Genomic DNA, 23,802 nt, shown 5'->3' on the forward strand with positions numbered 1-23,802 from the left:
CCGTCTGTTCCAAGATGCCCTCCATCAGTATCATCACCGAGTCAGCATGATCTACTTACTCACTGACTCCTTCTCATCCACAGCGCCTTGCCTCCCCAACATCCGTTTCCACGGCAGTGCGGTCAGCAAGGAGAGAGCGGCGACGGCCAGGAACACCATGACGATCGGCTGGGAGATGACTGCGCCGAAGTCTCCACCGGTCAGACCCAGTGCCTGCTGCAGATTGCGTTCGAGCATCTCCCCGAGGACCAGCCCGATGACCAGCAGTGCCGGTGACATGCCGACCAATCGCATCACATAACCCAGGATGCCGAAGCCCAGGGCGATGTAAACGTCGGTCGCGGTGTTGTTGATGCTGTAGCACGAGATCAGAGCCAGCATGAGAACGACGGGCGCCATGTAGGGCATCGGGATTGCAAGGATCTTGGCCAGCAGAGGCGAGGCTGTGATGTTGATGATGACGCCGAGGACGGCACTGATCAGGAGCGCTCCGATGATGCTCCAGCCCAGCGCCGGGTTCGCCTCGAAGAAACCAGGTCCGGGGTTGAGCCCATACATCATCAGGTACGCCAGCAGCACCGCGGTTGTGCCTGATCCCGGGATGCCCAGGGTGAGCAGCGGGACCATGGATCCCGACACGGCAGCGTTGTTTGCCGCCTCGGGTGCGACGAGCCCTCGCACTGCGCCTCTGCCCATCCCCGCCCAGGCGGGCGCCAGTCGCTTCTCCAGACCGTAGGAGAAGAACGCGGCGATCGTTGTGCCTGCGCCGGGGAGGACTCCGGCAATGAATCCGATGACCGATCCGCGCAACCCTGGCAATGTTCCCTGCTTGAGCTCACTTTTGGTCGGGAGGAAACGGCCACTGAGACGCGACAGACTCGGGCCGCTGTTGCCCATCATGGTGCTGGCGAGGATCTCACCGACACCGAATACGCCGATGATCGCCACGATCGGTTCGATCCCCTCGAGCAGAGTGAAGGTTCCGAAGGTGAATCGCGGCAGACCGGACTGGAGTTCGATGCCGACTGTGGAGATTGCAACACCGATGACCACAGCGGTCAGGCCGAGCATCGGAGCGTTGCCGACCAGGGTGGCGCTGAGCACAAGCGCCATGACGACCACGGCGAAGTACGCGGCGGGGCCGAACGCCAGTCCCAGCTCCGACATCGGTCCTGCGATGAATGCCAGTCCCAGGAACGCCAGTAGGCTGCCCATGAACGAGGCGAGCGCTGAGATCGACAGGGCAGTGGCGGCTTTGCCCTTGAGCGCCATCGGATGACCGTCGAGGGTGGTCATGATCGCCCCCGGGTCGCCCGGGATATTGAGCAGGATCGCCGAAATCCGACCTCCGTATTCCGCACCCAGATAGAGGGAGACCATCAACGGCAGAGACAGCTCGGCGGGCATCGTGATCGCCACCGGCAGGAGCAGCGCGATCGCCGTTGACGGCCCGACCCCGGGGAGCAGGCCGGCAACGGTTCCCAGAAGCACGCCGACAAGAATGACGAGAAGCAGGATCGGCGAAGTGGTGATCGAGCCCAAAGCACCCATCAGTTCGGTCCACGAGTTCATAGGTTCAGACCTCCGAAGAGCAGGTATTCGATCCAACCGACTGGCAACAGCACGTTCAACCACACGTCGAAGACGAGGAAGAGCACGAGCCCGATGGCCAGTCCCACGACCAGCAGCCACAGGGCGCGTTTGAGTGACAGCCGCACTCCGAAGACGAATGCGGTGGTCAGTACAGAGAAGACTGCGGCCGCCTCAGCGAATCCGATCAGGAAGATCGAGGCGGTGAACAGCGCAAAGAGCACGACGCAGATCGCGACTCGCAACAGCTCGGTCGCTGACACCGCCCGCACTTCGACGCGTCTGCGCACCAGCGTGAGCACACCGAGCGCCGTAGTGCAGATCAGCACGATTGCCACGACGACTGGAAAGGTCTTGGGTCCGATGCCTTCGTCGGTTTCGGCGTTGGGCAGCAGTAGGGCGTTGACCAGATAGCAAACGGCGATCACCACCAGAAGCACCGACGCGACCCCCGTTGATATGGTGGTGCTCCCGGGCTCCGGCCCTGTCTTGTCAGGCAGCACATTGTCATTGGGAGTGCTGCCGGGGGCTGTGCCCTCGGATGGGTCGGGAGATTCTGTCTGTGTCGGTTCGTATGTCATTTCGCCAACCCCACCTTTTCGAGCACCTTGGTCGACTCGTCCTTCTCGGGCAGGATGACCGAATCCAACCATTCATCACCCGGCATATAGGCGGGATCGATGCCCAGAGCGTCTGCTTGATCCTGGAACTCTTCGGACTCGACGCTGCTCTTGAGCGACTTCTGCCACCAGCGGATGGCCTCGTCTGACATGCCTGCTGGGCCGAAGACACCGCGCCAATGATTGATGGTGATGTCCATGCCCAGGTCGTGCCAGGTCGGTGCCCCCTTGGCTGGACCGTCCGTGAGTTGCTTAGGGGCGGATACGGCAATGATTTCGACATCTCCGGACTCGACGAGCTCCATCGCTTCGGAGAGTCCCGTTGAGGCAACATCGACACGACCGCCCAGGAGTTCGTTGTTGAGATCGCCTCCGTCGGAGAACGCGACCAAGTTCAACGACTCCAGATCATCGATCCCGTATTCGCTGGCCGGGCGAAGAACATTGAGCTGGTCATCGCTGGGAACAGTGCCGATGCCGAACTTCACTGACTTCGGATTGTCTTTGACACTGTCGAGGACCATCTTCGGTGAGTCGAACTCTGAGCCTGCCTTGGTCAACCAGACTTCGTAGTCGGTGGTCAGTTGCGCGACCGGAGTGAAGTCCTCGAGCGACATGTCGGTCGTCCCTGTGACGTGGGACAGAAAGACGCGATTGGATTCGAAGACCACGCTGGTCCCGTCGTTTTCACGTTGAAGGACCGCTGCCCTCGCGGGGTTGCCACCACCCCCGCCCATATTCTCGATGGTCATCAGACTTTCGACGCCGGCGGCTTCGAGACCGTCCTTCGTCATTCGGGCAGCGAGATCCAGCCCGCCACCGGGCGAACCTGCCGCGATGGCGGTCACTCGCGGTGGCGGAAAGCCCTCGTTGCGGTCGATGTCGGGCATGCAGGCCGTCGTCGACATGGCGGTGATCAGCGCAAGCGCGGCGGCCAGCGGCTTTCGCAACTGGTGCTTCGGCGGCATCGAGGCGGATGTTCGCGTCGGTGCGAACAGCGTGGTGAACATAGCTGTCGACGCTAGCAGTCAACAAGGCGCATTCTCAACGAATCTTGCGAAAATGAGATGAGTTCGCTGACCTCGTACGGTCCTCGTCGTCGAGAGCAGACATCCCCGTCGAGAGCGGACCTCAGCTGCGAAGGGCGACTTCAGGGAGTCTGCTCTCGCAGCTGCGGTCGGCCCTCGGCGAGGACGACACACTGCTCAGTCCAGCAGATCATGCCTGACGATCGACTGCTCGCGGTCGGGGCCGACGCCGATGACCGACATCCGGCAGCCCGAACGCTCTTCGAGCGCGAGCACGTACTTCTGCGCGTTTTCCGGCAGGTCCTCGAACGTGCGAGCCTCGGTGATGTCCTCGGCCCAGCCGTCGAAGTATTCGAAGATGGGCTTGGCGTGGTGGAACTCGGTCTGCGACATCGGCATCTCGTCCTGTCGGACTCCGTCGACTTCGTAGGCCACGCAGACGGGGATGCGATCGATGCCGGTGAGCACGTCGAGCTTCGTCAGCACGTAGTCGGTGAAACCGTTGACGCGTGCGGCGTAGCGGGCGATGACCGCGTCGTACCAGCCGCAGCGGCGCGGGCGTCCGGTGTTGACGCCGAACTCACCGCCGGCCTTCTGCAGGTACTCCCCCATGTCGTCGAAGAGCTCGGTGGGGAACGGGCCAGCACCCACACGCGTGGTGTAGGCCTTGACGATGCCGACGACGCGGTTGATGCGCGTGGGTCCGACTCCAGAGCCGACGCAGGACCCGCCTGCGGATGGGTTCGAGGAGGTCACGAACGGGTAGGTGCCGTGGTCGACGTCGAGCATCGTGGCCTGACCGCCCTCCATGACGACGACCTCGTCACGATCGAGAGCGTCATTGAGCAGCTGCTCGGTCTCTGCCACATAGGGGCGCAGGCGTTCGACGAAGGGCAGGAAGTACTCGACGATCTCCTCGACGTCGACGGCCCGACGATTGTAGACCTTGACGAGAAGTTCGTTCTTCTGCCGCAGCGAGCCTTCGATCTTCTGGCGCAGGATCGATTCATCGAAGATGTCCTGGACGCGGATGCCCAGACGCCCGATCTTGTCCATGTAGGCCGGTCCGATGCCGCGGCCTGTCGTGCCGATGGCGCGCTTGCCCAGGAACCGTTCGGTCACCTTATCCAGGGTCTGATGGTAGGGCGCGACGAGGTGGGCATTGGCCGAGATTCGCAGCTTCGAAGTGTCTGCCCCACGGGTCTCCAAGGCCTCGATCTCTTCAAAGAGAGCCTCGAGGTTGACGACGACGCCGTTGCCGATGACCGGGGTGACGTTGGGTGAGAGGATGCCTGCCGGCAGAAGCTTGAGTTCGTACTTCTCACCGCCGACGACAACCGTGTGGCCTGCATTGTTCCCACCGTTGGGCTTGACCACGTAGTCGACGCTGGTGCCGAGGATATCGGTCGTTTTACCTTTACCTTCGTCGCCCCATTGAGCGCCGACGACAACGATTGCTGGCATGAGAGTTGTTCACCTCAAAGTGAAAGCGGGGATGTCATTACCGCATTAGTCTACTGGGTCACCATGACGCGACCGCGATCAGGCTCGGCATGCGTTCACTTCCGCGTCCGCTGCGCAATGATCTGCTCCCGAAGGATCTCTGCATGCCCGCAGTGCTGTGCCAACTCACGCAGCATATGGAGATAGACCCAGCGCAGCGGCAGTGGCCCGGACCTGTGACCGGTGAGCACGGTGTCGAGAGTCATCGACTCCACTGCCTGACGCGATCGGTCGACGGTCTGCCAATAGGTCCGGGTGACACTGGCCACCGTGTCCTCGTCGTCGAGGATGAACGAGTCACCGGAGTCGCTCGGCAGCCCGTATTCGGTCCGATACCGTCCAGTCACCGCTTCGCCGAACCACACCGTCTCGACGAACCACACCGTCTCGACGAAGATCGCGTGCTTGGCCAGTGACAGCAGTGTCGTCCGGCTGGGCACCAAGGAGCGCCGCGCCTCTTCTTCGCTCATTCCCTCAAGGCATCCGAGGAGATGCCTACGATGTTCGTCGACCAATGCCGGCAGCTGCTCATCGATGGGCGCGGTCCTGATGTCGTGCTCGCCTGCGTTGGCCATGATGCCAACTTAGCGCGGCGTCTGCGACTCCCCCACCGAGCCAGAGCCAGCGCCACGGCCCTGGCGAACGGACCCAGGGCCGTGGCCCCATCGATAAGGTCCGCTGCCCTTGCCCCGCCGAGGTGGTCCTCCCTATGCTGATTCCACCCTCAATGCCGTCCAACGTGAGGAAGCGATGTGTTCGGGCCGACCTTCGACAAGACGAAGCTGAAGCTGAGCAACGGCTCGCTCATGCCCATAGTTCAGCTGGGCTGCGGCCCCACACCTGTCGTCACCATCCCAGGTGCCGGGGACGGGATCACGACTGCCTACGAAGCAGCCCAAAGCATGGCCTGGTTCTACCGCCGGCGCGCACCCCATCAGCACATGCACATCATCAGCCGACGTGAGGACATTCCCGTCGACTACGACATCGCCGATCACGCACATGATTACATCGAGGCGCTGGACCAGTTGCGCCTGGGTCCGGTGATCCTCGAATGCAATTCCGCAGGAGGCCCGATCGGACAGACGATCGCCGCCCACCGCCCGGATCTGGTGCGCGCCCTGGTGCTGGCTTCAACGGCCCACAAAGTCGACGCCGACGCCGCTGCCGTCATCGAGAGCTGGTTGTCTCTGATCGGCGAAGGCCGGTGGGCTGAGTTCGGATGGGACATCACTGTCAAGACCTATCGCAGTGCTGAGCGTTTCCGCTGGGCGGCCCCCGCACTCAAGCCGATCCTCGGCGCGGTGTCACGCCCTGAAAATGCTGATCGTCTGCAGCGAATTCTGCAAGGAATCCTTGAGGTGGACAACAGCGGCATCCTCGACGCCATCGACTGTCCCACTCTGGTCTTCGGCGGAACGCGGGACCCGGTCTTCGACAGCGAACTGCAACGGCAGATGGCTCAGGGAATCCCACAGGCCAGATTCGTCCAAGCGAAGAACTACCTCCACGGCGCAGACCTGGAAAGTCCCGACTACCCGAAGGCAGTAGTCGAACTCATCATCGACACCTATTGAAGCACAGAGGCCTCCGTCCTGCCCCGCCGAGGCAGTGTGCAGAGGTGGTCCGCCCACGCCGAGGCGGTCCGCCCTTACCCCTCTCGACTCACCGACCCAGCCATACTTCTTGCCCCGCTGAGCTAGTCGTACTTATGCTGAGTCCACTACTAGTACCGTCGTTCGGGCATCATGCTCCTTAAACATCGCCGGTGACGTCGAGGTCCGGGGGCACACGCCTGCTGGAGGTTGTCATGTCCACCGTGAGTTCGCCCGCATCATCATCCTCATCGAATCAGGCCCTGCCGCTGGCCACTCGCGCCGACAGCCTCGTCGGATCGGTCATCGATTCCTCGACCACGCTGCTGGCCGCCTACACGCATGACATCGTGAAATTCGGGATGGGAGCGCCCGCACCGGACATGCTCCCCTCCACGGAATTCGCGCGGATCGCCAAGAGCGTCTTTTCCCCGGAGAGCTTCACCTACGGCGAGACCCAGGGCGAGCCGGTTCTCATCGATGCTCTGCTGAAATACCTCGAGGACACGTCTCAGATCCCCGAGGAACACTTCGGCAATCGCGAACGCCTCGTCATCACTTCCGGGGGCATGCAGGGCCTCGACCTGGGCTTCAAGCTCTTCGTCAGCCCCGGTGACCTCGTGTTCTGCGAATCACCGACCTACACGAACGGTTCGGCAACGGCCATGAGCTATGAGGCGGAGGTCGTCGAGGTCCCTGTCGACCACGAGGGCATGATGGTCGATGAGCTCGACGAACTCGTCGCCCGGGCGGGCCGTGCCCCCTCGGTGATCTACACGATCCCCACGTTCCAGAATCCGGCCGGGGTGACGATGTCGCTTGAGCGGCGACAGCGGCTCCTCGAGTTCGCTCACCGCCACAACTCGGTCATCCTCGAGGACAACCCCTACGGAACTCTGCGCTTCTCCGGGGAGTCGATCCCCACGCTCAGCCAGCTCAGCCCCAATGACCCGCTCATCTTCGGTGTGCGCACCTTCTCCAAGTTCGTCGCCCCGGGCCTGCGGATCGGCTGGCTCGACATCGACCCGGAGATCCGCGGACTCGTCATCAATGCCAAGCAGACCATGGACACGTGTACGAGTGTGCCCACCCAGCACATGGTCGCCCAGTGGTTGAACGAAGGCGGGGCAAACGATCACGTCGACTATCTGCGTGGGGCCTACCTCGAGCGCAAGAAGACCATGGCCACCGGCCTCGAGCGGCTCTTCGGCGACGAGGTCAGGTCGACCGACCCTGATGGCGGCTTCTTCCTCTGGGTGACCTTCGAAGACGAGACGATCAACACTGAGGACCTGTTGCCGGTGGCGCTGGAAGAGGGAGTCGCCTACATCCCCGGGCCCGCATTCTCACCTGCGGGATCCTTCACGAATGCCCTGCGCCTGTGCTTCGCCTCGAATGCCCCCGATCGCATCGACGAAGGCCTCCAGCGTCTGCGCTCCGCCGTCGACAAGCACCGGCCGCCACATTCACGGGCCCGCCACTAGGCAGTTCTCTGCAGCACGCCGAGGTCCGGCGTTCTATCGCCTGACCTCACCTTCGCCGAGGCGGCCGATCCATTCGATGAGCAGCGCAGTTTCGGCTGCTCCGAGGATGTCCGGGTTCGCGGCCGCGCGTTCGATGATCGAGTGCCCCAGGCGCTCCCCGTCGTCGGTCTGCGCTGTGCCGGTGATCGCGGCGAGCACGCCTTCGCGGACCCCTGCCGAGAGTTCGGGATCGTCCCTGCCCTGGATGATCAGGCGCAGAGTCACGCCGATATTTGTCGCCAGGATATGGGCCGCGGCCTGCTCATGGTCGACGACCAGACGACCCTCGGCCTCGGCCCGCGAGGTCAGTGAGCGCAGTATCTCGCTCGGCCTCGACTGCGCCTCCGGTGAGTACCCGGGCCTGACCTTGCCGTACATGAGCGTGTAGAAGCCGGGGTTCTCCAGACCGAATGCGACGTGAGCATCCCAGCCCATCCGCAGGTCCTGGATCGGATCACCGCTGGATTCCGAGGCGGATTTGGCCGACAGATACATGTCGAAGCCGTGTTCGATGACGGCCTCGGTGAGTCCCTGTTTGCTGCCGAAGAAGTGGTACAGGGTCGGCATCTTCACGCCCGCGGCGTCGCAGACTGCTCGCAGTGAGAAATCCTCGCCGGGCGTCGCGGCGATGAGGTCGGCAGCCGCGTTCAGCAGCCGGGTCCGTGTATCAAGCGACGCATTCTCTGTCATATCGCTATATTATCGTGTAGTCTCGATATAGTCAGATGTACCACCGATACATATGGAGATGCCATGACCGATCAATCACTTCAGGCCAAGACAGTGCTCATCGCCGGAGGCGGCAAGAACCTCGGCGGGCTCATCGCCAGGCAGGCCGCCGAGGCGGGAGCCGATATCGCGATCCACTACAACTCCGAGTCCTCCCGCACCGAGGCCGAACAGACGCTGACCGCAGTCGAAGCCAGCGGGGCGAAAGCGGTGCTTTTGACCGGAGACCTCACCCGGCCCGCCAACGTCGAGAAGCTGTTCGCCGATGCCACCTCGGCGCTGGGGACGATCGACATTGCGATCAACACGACGGGGAAGGTGCTGCGCAAACCCATGGCGGACACCACCGAGGACGAGTACGATGCGATGTTCGACATCAACTCCAAGGCCGCGTTCTTCTTCATCAAGGAGGCCGGGAAGCACCTGGCCGACAACGGGAAGATCATCACGATCGTGACCGCGCTGCTCGCGGCGTTCACCGATGGATACTCGACCTACGCCGGCGGGAAGAGCCCGGTCGAGCACTTCACACGGGCGGCAGCGAAGGAAAATGCGGAGCGCGGAATCTCGGTCACGGCGATCGCGCCCGGGCCCATGGACACGCCCTTCTTCTATGGGCAGGAGACGCCCGAGCGAGTAGAGTTCCATAAATCGCAGGCGATGGGCAACCAGCTCACCCAAATCGAGGACATTGCTCCGATCGTGCGATTCCTCGCAACCGAGGGCTGGTGGATCACCGGCCAGACGATCTTCGCCAACGGCGGATACACCACCCGGTGAGCCGAGTCTCGGGCCCGCCGATCACGAACCAGCGAAACACACGCGCCAACCGCACAGCACACAGTCAACCAACAAGGAGAGCACCCATGTCAGATCTGCAGATCCCCGAACCCGTTGCAACCTTCATCGACACCGTCAATGCCCACGACGAGCAGGGCTTCCTCGACGCGTTCACCGCTGACGGCACGGTTGATGACTGGGGCCGCGAATTCACCGGCCACGAGGCCATCAAGGCCTGGAGCGACAAGGAGTTCATCGGCGCGACCGGCGTCCTCACTCCCGAAGAGGTCTCGGCCGACGGCGATGAGGTCACCGTCATCGGCGATTGGCGCTCAACGTGGGCGAACGGTCGATCCTCGTTCACCTTCGCGATTGCCGGAGACAAGCTGAGCCGGATGACGATCCGCGAGGGCTGAGGCAAGGCCTTGCGCTGACGTCGCCGTTCGGCGCCGAGGCGAGGTTCGGCGCCGGGGCAGGGCTCCCCAGATCCGACCCGGCCTGCAGAGGACATAGACTGGAAGTCGAACGAGAGGACGGTCATGTCAGGTTTGGTTGCGGCTCACGGTCGATTCGATTCGAAAATGGGTTCGCGCATGGTGGAGAGGCTCGCCCATCGCGGCCCGCATGGTTCGGGCCACAAGGAGCTGGATGAGGCTTGGCTGGGCAGCCGCTATCTGTCGATCGTCGATCCGCAGGCCGGGGACCAGCCGTTGTCGGGCGGTGCGAATCGCGACATCTGGCTCGTCGGGGACGGAATGATCCACAATCATCGCCGCATCCGCACCCGACTGGGTGCCGACCGCTTCTCCACCGAATCCGACCTGGAGGCGGCCATCGTCGCCTTCGAGGACCACGGGCCTGGCGCCTTCGAACGGCTGTGGGGACCGTTCGCCCTGGTCATCGCTAGTTCAGACGGCCAGTTCGCCGTGGGCCGGGATGTGCTGGGGCTGTCGCCGTTGTACTGGGTGAAAGACGGTCGAACGACGGTCTTCGCCTCGGAGATCAAAGCCTTCGACAAGAGCCTCCGAGCACACGTCGAACCCTTCCCTCCAGGACATGTCTGGACACCGGACGGCGGTCTCGAGGCGTTTCGCGAGTTCCCAGGCGCCGCACCCGTGCTCCTGCAGAGTCGCGCCCCGCACGAAGATCCGCCCGAGTGGATCTTCGATGCCCTCCGCGAGACTCTGATCCGGGCCGTCGAGCGCTGCTTGGCCGGTCGGCAGTCGGTCGGAGTGCTGCTCTCCGGCGGGGTCGATTCGTCCATCATCACTGCAATCGCCGCTCGCCACAGCGCCGCAGCCGGACGCAGACTCAAGACTTTCGCCGTCGGTCTGGCAGGCAGCGGCGATCTGCACGCGGCCCGATTGGTCGCCGAACACTGCGGCACCGACCACCGTGAGCTCGTCTACACCGCCGAGGATGCGATCGAGGTGGTGCCTGAGGTGATCGCCGGCCTCGAGTCCTTCGATCCGACTCTCGTCCACTCCGCGGTTCCCAACTTCTTCGTCTCCCGTCTGGCGGCACGCCAGGTCAAGATCGTGCTGGTCGGGGAGGGCGCCGACGAACTCTTCGCCGGATACGCACACTACGGTCGTCACGATGTGGGTGAGGAGCTGCATGCCGAGCTCCTCGAGACACTCAAGGGAATGCACATCGGCGGCCTGCAGCGGGTGGACCGAGTGGCCGGCGCTCTCGGAGTCGAGCCCCGTCTGCCGTTCCTGGATCTCGATGTGGTTGAGCTGGCGATGGCACTGGCACCGGAGTGGAAGCTGGTCACAGGAGACCGCCCGGCCAAGTGGCTGCTGCGTCGTGCCTTCGACGGCTGGCTGCCCGACGAGGTGCTGTGGCGACGGAAAGAACAGTTCGGAGAAGGCACCGGCATGAATGACGTGCTGCGTGAGCACTTCGTGTCCACGGTCACGCCTCAGGATTTCGAGGCCGAAGCCGATGTGCTGCAACCCCCTCTGCGCACTCTCGAGGAACTCGCCTACTACCGGATGTTCGCTGCCTCATTGCAGGGAGTCAATGCGCAGGCCACGGTCGGCAGATTCGTCGACGCCTGAGTCTGCTGCCTGGCGAATAGAATCCCCAGGCCTCCACATCACGGGCCTGGGGACTCTACTGGGTCGGGCGGGGATCAGCTGGCGATGAGGTTCTGTTCCTCGAGCCATTCCTGAGCAACGTCTTCGGGCATCTCGCCCTCGGTGTCGACGCGGCCGTTGAGCTCCATCATCACCTCGTCGGTCAGCTTCTTCGAGATCGGGGCCATGATATCGGCGATCTCCGGGTACTCGTCCAGAGTCTCCTGACGCAAGGTCATCGCGCCCTGGTACTGCACGAAGAAGTCCTTGTCGTCCTCGAGGACCTTCATATCATTGGCCTTGATCCGGGCATCGGTGGAGAACACCTCGCCGAACTGGCACTTCTGTCCGACCTGCGTGTAGATCAGGTTGAGGTCGAGTTCCACGACATTGGTGAATTCGAACCCGTAAGCCTTCTCGAGGCCGGGCAGACCGTCGTCGCGGTTGATGAACTCGCTGGCCGCGCAGACCTTGCCCTGGTCCTTGTTGGCACCGATGAACTCGGCGGCCTCGGACATCGTCTCCAGGCCGTTCTTCTCAGCGAAGTCCTTTTTGACCGCGATCCGATACGTGTTCTCGAACGGGGCCGGATCCAGCCAGGCGATGCCGTTCTTCGCATCGGCTTCGGAGACCGCCTTGAACAGGTCCTCGGGGACGTCTTCGGTGGTGTTGCCCAGAATGTTCACCCAACCGGTGCCGGTGTAGTCCCAGTAGAAGTCGACCTCGTCGCTCTCCAGTGCCTCCCGCACGGTGGCGCTGCCGGAGATTCCTGTCTGGTCCTCGATGGATGCGCCGGCGTCTTCGAGCGCCTTCGAGGTGATCTGCGACAGTACGATCGATTCGGTGAATTCCTTTGAACCCGCCGTGAGTTCGGCTCCGTCGAGCAGACCCGCGTTGGGACTCTCTCCCCCGCTGTCCCCACATCCGCTGAGCAGCAGTGTGGCAGCAGCCGCCGCACCGATCGCGGTGCTGAACATCGATTTCCTGAACATGACGTTCCCTCTCTTACTCTTATCTGTCTTCTTGGTCGGCGCCGCGGAGTGGGCCATTGCCTGCTTCGGATTCCTCATTGCCCTCGTTTTTCACAGGCCCTTGGGGCGCAGGAAGTCTTCTGCGATTCCGGCGATGTAGTCGATGAGCAGCGCGAGCACTGCGGTGAGGGCAGCACCGACGATCTGCACGAGAACTCGATTGGTGGACAGGCCGGCGACGATGATGTCGCCCAATCCACCTGCGTTGATGTAGGTCACCAGTGTGGCGGTGCCGACGTTGATCACCAATGCAGTGCGCACTCCGGCCAAGATGACCGGCACCGCAAGCGGCAGTTCGATCCGACGCAGCACCTGCATCCGCGAGAGCCCCATGCCGCGACCGGCCTCCAGCACGTTCTCGTCGACCTGCTCGAGGCCGACGATCGTGTTGAGCAGGACGGGGATGATGGCATAGAGCACGAGACCGACGATTGCCGCCGGGAACCCGAGGAACAGGAACGCCACTGCCAGCAGCACCAGGATGGCGATGGTGGGAACGGCCTGCAGAATGGTCAGCGCGCCGATGATGAATGGGCGGATCCGTCGGGTCAGCGGTCGAGTCAGCAGCACACCCAGGGGCACCGCGATGATCAGTGTGACCAGTGTGGACACTGCGGTGAGCACGATGTGCTCCTGCAACGCCGCGGTGATCGCCCCGAAGTTGAGGGAACGCTGCTCGATCGAGTCGAGATCCCTGCTCTGCACGTAGAGGAACAGGCCCAGGCAGGCCAGGCCGAGGATCACCGGAACGGTGAGGTAGCCCATCCAGGTCCGCCGCTGGGCAGCCGCCGGAGTTTGAGTGACGACTCCGCTGTCGACCCTGTTCTCATGTGCACTGTTCTCAGGCGCACCGTTCTCAGGTGCACTGTTCTCGGGTGCCGCGGTACTCATGAGGATTCCTCCGCAGGGTCGGCCCCCGAGGAGCCGCCCGACTCAGCCGCACCTGGAGCTGCCCCTTCCGAGGCGAACTCGGTGCGCGCCTCGGCGACGGCAGAACTGCGCATCGTACGGATCGCCTCGTTGATCTGGTCAATGTCGACCACCCCCTGGTAGCGTCCGTGCTCGTCCACGACCACCGTGACGGCGTAGCGGGCGGAGACGAGTTCGTTGAGCGCGTCGCTGAGTGTGGCCCGCGGTTCGATCACGGCCTGGGGGACAGAGCCGACCTGGTCGAGCCGAGCCTCTGAATCGCGCCGAAGATCATCGGCCCCGACCCAGCGCACGGGTCGGCCTTCACCGTCGAGCACAAGAACAGCGCTGTGTTCGGAGGCGGCGAGCAACTCATGGGCCCGGTCGTGCGAGTCCGAAGCGGTCACTGTCGGCCAGGTGCTGAGTTCGATCTCGCTGACTCGGGAGAGGTTGAGTCGCTTCAGTGAGGCACCGGAGCCGATGAAGTCCTTGACGAAGTCGTTGGCCGGTGCGGTCAGGATCTGTTCGGGCGTATCGTATTGGGCGATCCGGGATCCTTCCTGCAGGATAGCGATCCGATCACCCATCTTGATCGCCTCGTCGATGTCGTGGGTGACGAACACGATCGTCTTGCGCACCTCTGACTGCAGACGCAGGAACTCGTTCTGCAGCCGGTCGCGGGTGATCGGATCGATGGCACCGAATGGCTCGTCCATCAGCATGACGGAGGGATCGGCACTGAGCGCACGAGCGACGCCGATGCGCTGCTGCTGACCGCCGGAGAGCTGCTTGGGATAGCGATCGCGGTACTGGTCGGGGTCCATGTTGACCATCGACATCAATTCGTCGACTCGGCTGCGAACGCGTTTGGCGTCCCAGCCGATCAGCTTGGGCACTGTGGCGATGTTCTCGCCGATGGTCATGTGCGGAAACAGACCGACCTGTTGGATCACGTAACCGATGCGTCGACGCAGTTCATCGGCGTTGGTGGTGGTGACGTCCTGTCCCTTGAGGATGATGCGCCCCGCCGACGGTTCGATGATCCGGTTGATCATCTTCATCGTGGTGGTTTTGCCGCAGCCGGAGGGACCGACGAGGACGACGATCTCGCCCTCATGGATGTCCAAGGTGAGCTCGTCGACGGCGTTCGCCCGCTGTCCCGGGAAGCGCTTGGTCAGTCCCTCGAGGCGGATCATGACGGTGGGCTCGGATCCGGCTTCGGGCGAGGGGGAATTCGTTGTCTGGGTCATCGGATACCTCGCGAAGTGGTGAGTCTCTGAATTGCGTAGAAGATGAGGTCGAACAGGACAGCCAGAATCATCACGCCGACAGTGCCGGCCAGCACCAGGTTGACTGCGACGGGGGTGCCGACTCGGGCCAGCCCGGTGAAGATCAGCTCACCGTAACCGGGGCCGTTGACGATCGCGCCGATGGCAGCGATGCCCAGCAGCACCAGGGTGGTCACCCGGACACCGGTGATGATGACCGGCCACGCCAGCGGCAGCTCAATGCGCAGGAGGCGCTGGCGGCGGCTGAGCCCCATGCCCTTGGCCGATTCGACAATTGCCGGATCGACTCCGCGCAGTCCGGTGATGGTGTTGCGCACGACCGGCAGCAGCCCATAGAGGACAAGCGCGAACAGCACAGGTCGCCACCCCAGCCCCAAAGGGCTCAGCAAGAGGATGAAGAGCGCGAAGGACGGGATGGTCAGAAAAGATCCGGTCAGGGCCAACGCCAGATCGCGGGCGCGTTCGTGTCGATAGGTCAGAACGCCAAGAGCTACGCCCAAAACGGTGGCGATGATCACTGCAGCGCCGACAATCACTGCGTGTTGGAGGCCGAGCTCGAGCATGTCATCGGCACGTTTGACAAGGAACTCCAAAAATCCCATAGGTGCTCCTTCTCATCGACAGCGTGGACTGCGTTGTCTACTGCAGTGCAATGTCACATCCACTATAGGTCACGAGATTCTCAGCCTAGTTCAGGAACACTCCCAGCCGAGTTCAGGAACACTCCCAGCTGGGCCGAAGTTCCCTCTCAGAGATCGCGACGCGTCCGTCCTGCAGTCGGCATGGCCAGCAGCCTAGACGGATAGTCAGTAGTTCAAGCGCACTGCCGTTTCCCGCAGGTAACGGTCCACCAACAGGTAGGCATCGCGGGTGAGCGCCCGCCACAGCAGCAGAGCCAGCTGCGGGTCGTCGGCTTCGAGAGCCTCGATCGCCTCGGGGGTCAGCACCAGGAGTTCGACGGCGCCAACGGCCTTTTCCGTGGTCTCCTGACGGTCATCGCTGCCCAGAGCCAGTTCACCGAAGGTCATTCCGGCGCTCAATGTGTTGAGTCGGACCCGATCGCCCTGGGGATCCGTGGCGATCGTGTTGACCTGCCCGGACACGATGAAGTGCACACCGCCGAATCGCTGTCCGACGCGGCGGATGATGTCACCGTCATCGTGATTCCGGGGTTCCATATAGCTGACCAACCGAGTCCGCTGCTCCTCGTCCAGCGGGGCGAGAGCAGGGCTGTCCGGAACCTGCACGCGGTTCGGCTCGCCGATGTCCGTGCCCAAGGCGGCAAGGAGCCGATTCTCGCAGTATTCCACCGCGCCGCCTCGGCTCAGGAAGATCGGCACTCCGGGCTCGGCAGACAGCTGCGTGTTGTCGAGGAGTCCTCGGCGCTCGATCAGCACCAGCTGTCGGTTGTCGGCGGTCAGTCGATGCTCAAGGGTCTCGAGCATCTGCACGGCCAGAGAGCCGCACTCGTTGACCTGCTGCATATCGATGACCACGAGAGCCACTTCGTCGTCCAGATCGCTGACGGCACGGACAAGTGATTCGGTGCCGGCGAAGGCCAGGTCTCCAGTGACCTCGATGATCTGGCACCTCTCGTTGAAGTGCTCGAGCATCTCGGCCTGCTCCTCGGTGCGACGGATCCGCGAGGGCAGCTGAGTGATTCCCACTCCGGGCCTCACCGTCGAGTTGCCGCTGGTCGCGGCACGCACGAAGTGCATCTCCATGTCGGTGGAGAGCCTGCGGCACGTCTCGGATCCACGCACGCTGCTGCCGTGCGCGTCCAGCGGTGGTGAGAACACGGCCAGTCCCGCCTGTCCCGGCAGAACAGCGAGCGTTCCACCGCCGACGCCCGATTTCGCCGGCATGCCCACACTGCTGACCCAGGAACCGGCATCGTCGTACATCCCCGAGGTCATCATCACCGACAGCACTCGCTCGACCTGTTCGATCTCGAGTGCAGTCTCACCGGTGCTCGGGTTGGTGCCGCCGTTGGCCAGAGTCGCCGCCATCATCGCCAGATCCCGGCACGTGACTTGGGCCGAGCACTGACGCAGATAGTTCTCCAGTGCCCGCGTCGGGTTGTCGTCGATGATCCCGAACGAGCTCAGCAGGTAGGCCAGCGAATGGTTGCGGTCGCTGTCGCGCATCTCAACGTCGAAGACCGCTTTGCTGCCGGACAGTCGTCGACCGGCACATTTGGAGTAGAGGTCCATGATGCGCCGCGGGGCGGACTTCCCGCCGCTGCCTTTGATCATGGACACGACCGCCAGTGCTCCGGCATTGATCATCGCGTTTGCGGGCCGCCCTGTTTCCGGCGCCAGGGAGATCTCATTGAAGGGGTCCCCGGAAGGCTCGACGTCGACCTTCTCATCGACAGCGTCGATCCCGTGGTCGGCCAGCGCCAGACCATAGCTGAACGGTTTGGAGATCGATTGGATCGAGAAGGCCTTGTCCGAGGCGCCGACCGAGTACACATGCCCGTCGACAGTGGCCAGGCAGATGCCGAAGTCCTGCGGGTCCGGAGCACCTCCCGGCGGATGGATCGAATAGGGCGTGCCCATGACGTTGCCGCTGACCTCGTTGAGCAGCTCCTCTAAATACCGCTGGATCGGGGATTCCATGCACCCAACTCTAAGTCAGCGAGCAACCGCCCGACCCGCTGGGATCCGGTTGTGAAGCCGGTGCCGAACACCGTCGAGCATCAGCGCCGGCTGTGGCAGAATGAGAGCGACGCCTGCGCGTCACGGCGGTGGGGCTCGCCGTACCCAACCTCGGTTCACCGACAACAGTCCCTACCTCGACAGGCGTCAGCATGCCCGAAAGGTAGAAGAGACTCGTGAGCAGCACCCTCAACACCACACCCGTCCACCTCCGCCTGCCCTATCTGTGCCTCGTCGTCGGCGGCGGCACGATCGGCACCGCCGCACGTGAGGGGCTGACGCTCGCATTTCCGCCGGCGGGCGGCATCCCGTACGCAACCTTCGCCATCAATGTCAGCGGCGCGTTCCTGCTCGGACTGCTCCTCGACGCCCTGGTGCGCATGGGCCCCGATGACGGGCTCAGGCGCCGGATTCGAGTCATGGTCGGCACCGGATTCATGGGCGGTTTCACCACCTACAGTGCACTGGCCGTGACCACGGCGGGCCTCCTCGGCGAGGGCGGTGTCGGTATCTCGATCGCCTACGGACTGGGCACGGTCCTCATCGGCGGCGCTGCCACGGGGGCGGGCATCACCACGGCGACGGTGCTGCATGGCCGGTCCCGCGCGAGGTCAGCGCGGCAGAACCCGGACGCAACGCTGAACGGTGGTGCGCGATGACGCCCTTGGTCTTCATCGCACTGGCTGTAGCCGGGGGCCTCGGAGCGGCGGCGCGAATGGTGCTCGACGGGGCCATCAAGTCACGCGCGAGCGGCCCGTGGGCCACTATGGGCATCAACGTCAGCGGGTCACTGGCATTGGGGATTCTCACCGGATCGGCCGGCGAGCAGATTCTGCCCGAGGCGTGGCATCTCGTCATCGGCACAGGATTCCTCGGCGGGTACACGACGTTCTCCACGGCAAGCTTCGAGACCATCCGCCTGATTCAGGAACGGCAGTGGGCATCCGGCCTGGTCAGCGGGCTCGGCACACTCGCCCTCGCCACCGCAGCGGCAGGTTTGGGGCTGTGGATCGGCGGGCTGGTGTGACCGCGCTGCCCCTCTGCCCGCACCGGTGTCGATTGCCTGTCGCCGGTGGCCTTACTTGTAGGCGCGGTGGTACTGGGCCGGCTTGTAGTCGATCTCGAATCGCAGTGCGTCCGCGGCCCGGATCGGGAAGTTCGGGTCGCGCAGCGACTCCCGCCCGAGGAGCACAGCGTCGGCCTGCTCGGTGGCCAGGATGTGTTCGGCCTGGAAGGGCTCGGTAAGGAGTCCGACCGCGGCCGTGGGGATACCTGTTCGCTCGCGGATTCCCTCGGCGAAAGTCGTCTGGTAACCAGGGCCGACGGGAATCGTGGCCATGACGTTGCCGCCGGTGGAGACATCGATGAGGTCGACGCCGTGGTCCTTCAGCCACCCGGACAGCTCGACGGTGTCGTCGAGGCTCAGCCCGCCTTCATCCCAGTCCGTCGCGGACAGGCGCACGAACACGGGAACGTCCTCGCCCACCTCGGCGCGGGTGGCATCGACGACCTCGAGGAGGAAGCGGGCACGGTTGTCCGGACTGCCGCCGTAGGAGTCGGTGCGGGTGTTGGACAACGGGGAGAGGAACTCGTGGAGCAGGTAGCCGTGGGCGGCGTGGATCTCCACGAAGTCGAAACCGGCATCGATGGATCTGCGGGCCGAGGCAGCGAAGGCGGCAACGGTCTCGTCGATCTCCGCTTCGCTCATGGCACGGGGTTCGGCCAGTCCGTCGAAGGCGATCGTCGACGGAGCCAGTGTCTGCCATCCGCCTTCGCTCTCGGTCAGGCTGCCGTCGCCATCGGTGCCCCACTCCGGATGAACCGAGGCCTTGCGGCCGGCGTGAGCGAGCTGGATTCCCGCAGCCGAGCCCTGTGAGTGGATGAAGTCGACGACCGGGGTCAGGGCGTCGCGCTGTTCGTCATTCCACAGGCCGAGGTCCTCGGCGGAGATCCGTGCCTCCGGGGTGACTCCCGTGGCCTCGACGATGATTGCTCCTGCGCCGCCACGGGCCATGGCACCGTAGTGGACGACATGCCACTGCGTGGCCGCGCCGTCTTGCTTGTCCACGGAATACTGGCACATCGGCGGCACCCAGCTCCGATTGCGGAAAGTCAGGCCACGCAGGGTGAGCGGTTCGAACAGCAGATGGGACATATGACCCCTTGGTCGCGAGTGATCGGCTCGAGCCACGGTCGAAAGACTCGAGGTGAAGTACGAGGTTCTTCGTAGTTCGATATTTACCGTACTACTATGAACCCCGTACAATCAAAGAACAGCGGATCAGTGTGACGAGACAATCACCGTGAGATACGGACAAGGAGGCGAGGAATGCGAACTCTTGACCATCCTGCGCGGGACGAGATGCGGCTCGACACCGTGCTTGCCGCACTTGCCGACCCTGTTCGTCGGCATATCGCCTGCCGATTGAATACCTCGCACCACGACCACGCCTGCGCAACATTCGAATTGCCGGTATCGAAGTCGACGTCGACCTACCACTTCAGGACGCTGCGCGAAGCCGGAGTGATCCGCCAGGAGTACCAGGGCACGTCGATCATGAACTCACTGCGCAAGGACGATCTCGACGCCCGCTTCCCTGGCCTTCTCGACGCCGTCTTCGCCGCCCAGGACATCGAGGGCGGGGTTGCGGTCCTCTCTGGCTGAGGGTGGCTGGGTTGCCACTTTGCCGAAGGTTTCACCGGTCGAGTAGGCCGGTGAATGGAAGCCAGGGATGCAATAGTTCCCCGAGCACCAGCACGTTCGGGAACGCCGGTGGGCACCCAGCCTATTCAACGCGCTCAGCACGCTGGTGCCGGCGACCGTCGAGGCAGGGGCGGGGCGGCGGATCTCCCGGTTGTGGTGACCGAGCGTGCTCGTACTCCAAACTGGGCTGAAGCGTCAGTTAAAATTGCCGTCAAACACTCTGTGCGATGAGCCGACGGAAGGTCCCACATGTCAGCCGAAGACGTTCGTGCGCTTTATCTGCGGCTCCTGATGGCGTGGAACGAGCGAGACGCCCACGCATTGTCAGCGTGCTTTGCAGACGATGGCGTCATGATCGGATTCGATGGAAGCCTGGCCGACGGACCGTCCTCTATCCTCGATCATCTGTCGCCGATCTTCGCAGACCATCCGACCGCGCCATTCGTCACGCTCATTCGGAGCGTGCGCGGGACCGGAGATGTTCGCGTCCTCCACGCAGATGTGGGAATGGTCCCGCCGGGCACATCTCAGATCAATCCTGATGCCAACGCACGCCAGTCCCTGGTGGCCCGACGCAGCAACGGCGCATGGCATGTCGAACTGTTCCAGAACACTCCGACTGCGCTGCACTGGGATGAGTCGGAGCACGACAGAATCTCCGAAGAGCTGAATACTGCTCTAGCTCAACGCGGCCTGCTGCCGCGTTGAGGTGACGTCCGGCTCTCCCGAAGTTTCATCGGGCCGAAGAGTCCCTTTCTCACCCTCGCCATGGGCTCGGCACACTGATGCTGGCGGCTGCATCGACGGGAGTGGTAGTAGGGCCGTGGGTGAGCGGCGGGCTGAAGTGGGCGATCAACATAGTCCTCGGCGACTCCAACCTTGCCGAGGAAATAAGATACATGAAGGAAACGGGGCGCAGAGCTGCCGAACTGCAGATCGAAGCTGGCAGAAAGTCGCGCGCAGTCGTCCTCGATCTACGTTCTCGGGGTCTCAGCGTCTCCGAAGCCGCCGCCGCACTGGACATCTCGAGAGGCCGAGTCTCTCAGCTGGAGCACGGACGGAAACTCGCCACTCGCTGAGCAGCCAAGTACCGCCCATACTCCCGGAATCAGTTTCGGTCACTGAGGCTATTGCCCCTACTCCCCCGCCGCAATCGCATCGATGGCAGCTGGGTCGGATGAGCGCAGGAACTCCTCGATCCGAGCGGCCTCCTCGCCTTCGCCGATCGCACCGGCGGCACGGCCGAGGGCATTGAGCGCACGGAGGAATCCGCGGTTGATCTCGTGCTTCCACGGGATCGGGCCGGAGCCGCGCCAGCCGGCGGCACGCAGGGAATCGAGTCCGCGGTGGTAGCCCACACGGGCATAGGCGTAGGAGTCGACGAGGCGGCCCTCGCCATGGGCTTCATCGGCCAGGATCGCCCACGCCAGAGATGAGGCGGGCAACTCGGCGACGATGTCGATGGGCTCCTCACCGGCGTCGAGGCGCTTCTTCGCCTCCACGTCCGCATGATCCTCGGGCAGGTACGTCGGCTGGGGTCCCAGCTGCGAAGCATCGAGATTGCCGATGTGCGAAGGGTTGCCGATGGGCTGTGTCATGTCATCTCCTGATCGTTGGTCGCGTGCAGAGTATCAGTCGGTCTTCACATCCGAGGGCTGGATGGTGTACGGGTTGGTGCTCAGCGCACCGAAGACTCCCGCCTCGGCGAGTTCCTTGAGCTGCTTTTCGTCCTTGACTCCGGTCGCCCAGACCTTGAGGTCCGTGCCGGTCCACTCGTCCGCCGATGCTGCGCCGACGGCGATCATCGTGTATCCCGATGAGGAAAGCGACTCGGCACCCGAGGCGGTCACGTCGCCGGTGAACATCGCGGCCACACCGGCATCGGATGCCGCCTTCGCAACCTCGGCATTCGAGGTCCGCACGATCGTCGATTCGTCGATGCCCGCCTCGGCGATCTTCTCCAGCACCGGGGTCGCCACCTCGGGCGACTCCACTGCCGGCATGAAGACGGTGGCTCCGGCCATCTGGTCGACCATCTGGTCCCAGGTGATGGGTTCGCCGGGTGCGGTGTTCTTGCGCGGGGGCTTGATGGTCTGGTTGAGGAACGAGTCACGATCCAGCGACGTCAGGTCGTCCTTGAGTCCCATGTCCTTGGCCGCAGTCTCCGGATTCGCGGCGACAATGGTGTCATCGCTCAGCTTCGACAAGGTCGGTGCAGGAAGGTAACCGAACTTCGCATTCTCGGTGAAGGCGAACTTCGAGTTCGCCGGGTAGACCTTCGAACCGCCGTCGACGGCGGCGACCGCGGGTTGGTTGAGCGAGTCCACGGTCAGGTGGTCCTTGCTGCTGAACATGTTGAACCCGAGTACGGCAACGACGGCAATGACGACGACGATGCCGGCCCACAGAGGCGCGTTGAATTTCTTCGGCGTCGGATGCTCGGGCACCGGAGCGCGTTGACTCTCGAGCGACTGATCATCCCCCTGAGCGCTGCCGGTCTGAGCGCGGCGGGTCTGGTCACGTTCGTTGCGACCGTATCTGCGGTTCTTCTTGCTCAACGACTGCCGTCCTTCGTTGCTCCGGCGCCGGTGACCAGGCCACGCAGGAAGCCGGCGCCCCAGCACAGGTGCATCGTCGGCAGGATGAGTCCGAACCAGGCGCGTTCACGTCGCCCACAGTCCTTGGCCGCCGAGGCGGTCGCGAGTATTCCCGACACGTAGCCCAGGCTGGGCACGTGGACCAGAGAGGTGAAACGACGCAGGAATTTCGGCCAGGTCTTCGTCCGCCCGGTGATCTGCAGGAGTGCTTCGATGACGCTGGCGCCCATGCCGAGGATCAGCAGCGGTGGCGCGAAGTAGCGCAGCGAGTTGGCCGATCCGTAGCGACGGATGAGCTCGGCCCGCCAGATGCCGGTGGCCCAGAACTGCTGGGCGATCTTCGACCAGGAATCGCGTGGCCAGTAGGTGACCTCCATGTCCGGGTTGAACCAGATGCGCCCGCCTGCAGTGCGGATGCGCAGGTTGAGTTCCCAGTCTTGGCCACGCTTGATGCCCTCATCGAACCCGCCGAGGTGGTCGAAGACCTCACGCCGATACACGCCGAGGTAGGCCGACTCGGCCTCACCCGCTTCGTCGCCGGAATGGTAGGCGGGACCGCCCAATCCGACCGGTGACATATAGGCCCGGGCGACGGCCTTCTGGAAGGAGGTGCGGCCGCGGGCGAGCATGAGCCCGCCGCAGTTCGCGGCCTGCGTCTGGCGCAGGGTGTCGATGGCCTGCTGCGTGTAGTCGGTGCACAGCCCGGAGTGTGCGTCGACGCGGATGATCACGGGGTGGTGGGTCGCGGCAATGGCGAGGTTGAGGCCGATCGGCGTCGCGGCCTGGGGGTTGTCGACGGTCTGGATCCGTGGATCGTTTGCCGCCATGTCGGCGATGATGCGGTTCGTGTCGTCGTTCGAGGGTCCGAGCGCGAGGACGACTTCTTTGTCCCCGTCGTAGTCCTGAGCCAGGATCGTCGTGATCGCCTTGGCGATGTGCTCGGCCTCGTTGAGGACCGGCATGATGAAGGAGACACCAGGGCGTTCAGCCAGCGGCGGCAGGCCCTCCGGGGTCAGGATCTCAAGAATTTTCGACACGCCTTCAATCTTCCCACATGCCCGGGGTGCGACTCTTGATGGGTTGCTCAGGCACCGACGAACTGCCGAATGCCGCGGGGTCCGTCTCCAGGAGGGCCCCTGCACAGGAACAGGAAGAACCATCGC

25 protein-coding genes are annotated in these 23,802 nt (G+C 63.6%); 10 read left to right on the forward strand and 15 right to left on the reverse strand.

The window, feature by feature from the left end; genetic code table 11:
• Positions 1 to 51 precede the first annotated feature (51 nt).
• The 5 genes from BLT92_RS06070 to BLT92_RS06090 all read right to left on the reverse strand — a co-directional run bounded on the left by BLT92_RS06070 (position 52) and on the right by BLT92_RS06090 (position 5,316).
• Positions 52 to 1,572 (reverse strand): tripartite tricarboxylate transporter permease, encoded by a 1,521-nt coding sequence (locus BLT92_RS06070; protein WP_092104057.1) that lies wholly within the window; start codon positions 1,570 to 1,572, stop codon positions 52 to 54.
• Entirely contained in the window at positions 1,569 to 2,171 is a 603-nt protein-coding gene (locus BLT92_RS06075) for a tripartite tricarboxylate transporter TctB family protein (RefSeq protein ID WP_157691349.1), read from the reverse strand. The genes BLT92_RS06070 and BLT92_RS06075 overlap by 4 nt, the downstream gene beginning before the upstream one ends.
• Positions 2,168 to 3,220 carry a Bug family tripartite tricarboxylate transporter substrate binding protein gene (locus BLT92_RS06080; protein WP_092104061.1) on the reverse strand — a complete coding sequence of 351 codons (1,053 nt, stop codon included), beginning with the start codon at positions 3,218 to 3,220 and terminating at the stop codon, positions 2,168 to 2,170. The genes BLT92_RS06075 and BLT92_RS06080 overlap by 4 nt, the downstream gene beginning before the upstream one ends.
• Before the next feature lie 195 nt (positions 3,221 to 3,415).
• Positions 3,416 to 4,702 carry an adenylosuccinate synthase gene (locus tag BLT92_RS06085; RefSeq protein ID WP_092104063.1) on the reverse strand — a complete coding sequence of 429 codons (1,287 nt, stop codon included), beginning with the start codon at positions 4,700 to 4,702 and terminating at the stop codon, positions 3,416 to 3,418.
• A gap of 95 nt (positions 4,703 to 4,797) precedes the next feature.
• A complete protein-coding gene (locus BLT92_RS06090; RefSeq protein WP_092104065.1) occupies positions 4,798 to 5,316 on the reverse strand; it encodes a DinB family protein in 519 nt (172 codons plus the stop codon).
• Between the two features lie 177 nt (positions 5,317 to 5,493).
• Between BLT92_RS06090 and BLT92_RS06095 the strand changes: the two genes are divergently transcribed.
• Positions 5,494 to 6,318, forward strand: coding sequence for an alpha/beta fold hydrolase (locus BLT92_RS06095; RefSeq protein WP_092104066.1), 825 nt, complete (start codon positions 5,494 to 5,496; stop codon positions 6,316 to 6,318).
• A 233-nt stretch (positions 6,319 to 6,551) separates the two neighbouring features.
• Positions 6,552 to 7,820 carry an aminotransferase-like domain-containing protein gene (locus BLT92_RS06100; RefSeq protein ID WP_092104068.1) on the forward strand — a complete coding sequence of 423 codons (1,269 nt, stop codon included), beginning with the start codon at positions 6,552 to 6,554 and terminating at the stop codon, positions 7,818 to 7,820.
• Between the two features lie 33 nt (positions 7,821 to 7,853).
• Here BLT92_RS06100 and BLT92_RS06105 read toward each other — a convergent pair whose 3' ends face one another.
• Positions 7,854 to 8,549 carry a TetR/AcrR family transcriptional regulator gene (locus BLT92_RS06105; protein ID WP_092104069.1) on the reverse strand — a complete coding sequence of 232 codons (696 nt, stop codon included), beginning with the start codon at positions 8,547 to 8,549 and terminating at the stop codon, positions 7,854 to 7,856.
• 63 nt (positions 8,550 to 8,612) lie between these two features.
• Between BLT92_RS06105 and BLT92_RS06110 the strand changes: the two genes are divergently transcribed.
• The 3 genes from BLT92_RS06110 (at position 8,613) to BLT92_RS06120 (ending at position 11,431) form a co-directional block, all read left to right on the forward strand.
• Positions 8,613 to 9,368 (forward strand): SDR family oxidoreductase, encoded by a 756-nt coding sequence (locus tag BLT92_RS06110; RefSeq protein WP_092104071.1) that lies wholly within the window; start codon positions 8,613 to 8,615, stop codon positions 9,366 to 9,368.
• Between the two features lie 86 nt (positions 9,369 to 9,454).
• Positions 9,455 to 9,784: a nuclear transport factor 2 family protein gene (locus tag BLT92_RS06115; protein WP_092104073.1), complete on the forward strand. Its 330-nt coding sequence runs from the start codon at positions 9,455 to 9,457 to the stop codon at positions 9,782 to 9,784.
• Positions 9,785 to 9,961: 177 nt separating this feature from the next.
• On the forward strand, positions 9,962 to 11,431 hold the full coding sequence (locus BLT92_RS06120; protein WP_231939055.1) for an asparagine synthase-related protein: 1,470 nt from the start codon (positions 9,962 to 9,964) through the stop codon (positions 11,429 to 11,431).
• Positions 11,432 to 11,505: 74 nt separating this feature from the next.
• On the opposite strand, the gene BLT92_RS06125 is transcribed toward BLT92_RS06120, so the two are convergent.
• The 5 genes from BLT92_RS06125 to glsA form a co-directional block, all read right to left on the reverse strand.
• Positions 11,506 to 12,441: a glycine betaine ABC transporter substrate-binding protein gene (locus BLT92_RS06125; RefSeq protein WP_092108848.1), complete on the reverse strand. Its 936-nt coding sequence runs from the start codon at positions 12,439 to 12,441 to the stop codon at positions 11,506 to 11,508.
• A 90-nt stretch (positions 12,442 to 12,531) separates the two neighbouring features.
• Positions 12,532 to 13,371, reverse strand: a complete 840-nt coding sequence (locus BLT92_RS06130; protein WP_092104077.1) for an ABC transporter permease — start codon at positions 13,369 to 13,371, stop codon at positions 12,532 to 12,534.
• On the reverse strand, positions 13,368 to 14,639 hold the full coding sequence (locus tag BLT92_RS06135) for a betaine/proline/choline family ABC transporter ATP-binding protein (protein ID WP_092104079.1): 1,272 nt from the start codon (positions 14,637 to 14,639) through the stop codon (positions 13,368 to 13,370). The genes BLT92_RS06130 and BLT92_RS06135 overlap by 4 nt, the downstream gene beginning before the upstream one ends.
• Positions 14,636 to 15,280: an ABC transporter permease gene (locus tag BLT92_RS06140; protein WP_092104081.1), complete on the reverse strand. Its 645-nt coding sequence runs from the start codon at positions 15,278 to 15,280 to the stop codon at positions 14,636 to 14,638. The genes BLT92_RS06135 and BLT92_RS06140 overlap by 4 nt, the downstream gene beginning before the upstream one ends.
• Positions 15,281 to 15,484: 204 nt before the next feature.
• On the reverse strand, positions 15,485 to 17,299 hold the full coding sequence (gene glsA, locus BLT92_RS06145) for a glutaminase A (RefSeq protein WP_092104083.1): 1,815 nt from the start codon (positions 17,297 to 17,299) through the stop codon (positions 15,485 to 15,487).
• 215 nt (positions 17,300 to 17,514) lie between these two features.
• On the opposite strand from glsA, the gene BLT92_RS06150 reads away from it, so the two are divergent.
• Together BLT92_RS06150 and crcB are read left to right on the forward strand one after the other, a co-directional pair.
• Entirely contained in the window at positions 17,515 to 17,997 is a 483-nt protein-coding gene (locus BLT92_RS06150; RefSeq protein ID WP_092104085.1) for a fluoride efflux transporter FluC, read from the forward strand.
• On the forward strand, positions 17,994 to 18,365 hold the full coding sequence (gene crcB, locus BLT92_RS06155; RefSeq protein WP_092104087.1) for a fluoride efflux transporter CrcB: 372 nt from the start codon (positions 17,994 to 17,996) through the stop codon (positions 18,363 to 18,365). Before BLT92_RS06150 ends, crcB begins: the two co-directional genes overlap by 4 nt.
• Positions 18,366 to 18,416: 51 nt before the next feature.
• On the opposite strand, the gene BLT92_RS06160 is transcribed toward crcB, so the two are convergent.
• Positions 18,417 to 19,493, reverse strand: a complete 1,077-nt coding sequence (locus BLT92_RS06160; RefSeq protein WP_092104088.1) for an NADH:flavin oxidoreductase/NADH oxidase — start codon at positions 19,491 to 19,493, stop codon at positions 18,417 to 18,419.
• 174 nt (positions 19,494 to 19,667) lie between these two features.
• Here BLT92_RS06160 and BLT92_RS06165 point away from each other — a divergent pair, with 174 nt between their 5' ends.
• The 3 genes from BLT92_RS06165 (at position 19,668) to BLT92_RS06175 (ending at position 21,121) form a co-directional block, all read left to right on the forward strand.
• Positions 19,668 to 20,003 (forward strand): ArsR/SmtB family transcription factor, encoded by a 336-nt coding sequence (locus BLT92_RS06165; RefSeq protein WP_092104090.1) that lies wholly within the window; start codon positions 19,668 to 19,670, stop codon positions 20,001 to 20,003.
• Positions 20,004 to 20,291: 288 nt separating this feature from the next.
• Positions 20,292 to 20,750 (forward strand): SgcJ/EcaC family oxidoreductase, encoded by a 459-nt coding sequence (locus BLT92_RS06170; protein WP_092104092.1) that lies wholly within the window; start codon positions 20,292 to 20,294, stop codon positions 20,748 to 20,750.
• Positions 20,751 to 20,941: 191 nt separating this feature from the next.
• Positions 20,942 to 21,121, forward strand: coding sequence for a sigma factor-like helix-turn-helix DNA-binding protein (locus tag BLT92_RS06175; protein WP_092104094.1), 180 nt, complete (start codon positions 20,942 to 20,944; stop codon positions 21,119 to 21,121).
• Positions 21,122 to 21,178: 57 nt separating this feature from the next.
• Here BLT92_RS06175 and BLT92_RS06180 read toward each other — a convergent pair whose 3' ends face one another.
• The 3 genes from BLT92_RS06180 to BLT92_RS06190 are packed head-to-tail and all read right to left on the reverse strand — an operon-like array spanning position 21,179 to position 23,676.
• A complete protein-coding gene (locus BLT92_RS06180) occupies positions 21,179 to 21,640 on the reverse strand; it encodes a DUF3151 domain-containing protein (protein ID WP_092104096.1) in 462 nt (153 codons plus the stop codon).
• Between the two features lie 33 nt (positions 21,641 to 21,673).
• Positions 21,674 to 22,600, reverse strand: coding sequence for a hypothetical protein (locus tag BLT92_RS06185; RefSeq protein WP_092104098.1), 927 nt, complete (start codon positions 22,598 to 22,600; stop codon positions 21,674 to 21,676).
• Complete coding sequence (locus tag BLT92_RS06190) at positions 22,597 to 23,676, reverse strand: glycosyltransferase family 2 protein (protein WP_092104099.1); 1,080 nt, start codon at positions 23,674 to 23,676, stop codon at positions 22,597 to 22,599. The genes BLT92_RS06185 and BLT92_RS06190 overlap by 4 nt, the downstream gene beginning before the upstream one ends.
• Between the last annotated feature and the right edge of the window lie 126 nt (positions 23,677 to 23,802).

This window comes from Brevibacterium picturae, assembly GCF_900105045.1.
GTDB lineage: Bacteria > Actinomycetota > Actinomycetes > Actinomycetales > Brevibacteriaceae > Brevibacterium > Brevibacterium picturae.